This window comes from Vibrio sp. 10N.286.52.C3 (assembly GCF_041468865.1).
GTDB lineage: Bacteria > Pseudomonadota > Gammaproteobacteria > Enterobacterales > Vibrionaceae > Vibrio > Vibrio crassostreae_C.
In genome coordinates this window covers 1-1,145 of the sequence record NZ_JBFRJM010000128.1, presented here as the reverse complement: position 1 = coordinate 1,145, position 1,145 = coordinate 1, and the positions used below count along the sequence as shown (strand labels likewise).

Sequence of the window (1,145 nt, the reverse complement as noted above, 5' to 3'; positions counted from 1 at the left end):
TTGAAGTTTTCATCTGGCGTAATCGTGAAACTGCCGTCATCGTTTTGAGTAACGGTTGCATCACCGTCGACCGTTAAGCCGCTGGCTGTTAGGTCATCGCCTTCAACATCTGATGCTTGTGATAACAGTTGCTCTTGGCTTAAACGGATAGAACCGTCTTCATCGATTGAGTACGCTAAGTCACCAGACACTGGCGCATCATCAACCGCTATAACACTCACATCGATGTTTGCAGAGACCGTATCGGTGCCGTCAGACACATCAAAACCGAAGTTTACGTCGCCATTGAAGTTTTCATTCGGTGCGAAGGTGTATGTGCCATTACCATTGTCGGTAAGAATACCGTCGCCACCGTCGTAGGTCACACCTTCAACCGTTAGGTTGTCGCCTTCAATGTCCGTTGCACCTGTTAATAGGTCGGCATCGGTGAAGATTAACGTGCCATCTTCTTCAACGCTGAACTGTTGATCTTGAGGGACTGGCAGGTCATTAACTGGATTAACAGTAAGGTCAGCCGAAGCTTGAACCGTGTTGGTGCCATCTGAGATATCGAAGCTGATATCGATGTCACCGTTGAAGTTTTCATCTGGCGTAATCGTGAAACTGCCGTCATCGTTTTGAGTAACGGTTGCATCACCGCCAACCGTTAGGCTGCTGGCCGTCAAGTCATCGCCTTCCACATCTGATGCTTGAGAAAGCAGCTGCTCTTGGCTTAGACGAATCGAACCATCTTCGTCGATTGAGTACGCTAGGTCGCCTGACACAGGTGCATCATCAACTGCCGTAACGCTCACATCGATGTTTGCAGAGACTGTATCGGTACCATCTGATACATCAAAACCAAAGTTTACGTCGCCATTGAAGTTCTCATTCGGAGCAAAGGTGTACGTACCATTACCGTTATCAGTAAGGATACCGTCGCCACCATCGTAGGTCACACCTTCAACTGTAAGGTTGTCACCTTCGATGTCTGTAGCACCGGTTAACAGGTCTGCATCGGTGAAGATGAGCGTGCCATCTTCTTCAACGCTGAACTGTTGATCTTGAGGGACTGGCAGGTCGTTAACTGGGTTAACCGTTAGGTCAGCTGATGCTTGAACCGTATTGGTGCCATCTGAGATATCGAAACTGATATCGATGTCACC

General features: G+C 48.4%; 1 protein-coding gene. It reads right to left on the bottom strand.

All coding sequences use genetic code 11. From position 1 onward, the window contains the following. Nucleotides 1–1,145: tandem-95 repeat protein (locus tag AB4138_RS23700; protein ID WP_372307948.1), on the bottom strand; the 1,145-nt coding region annotated here is incomplete at both ends.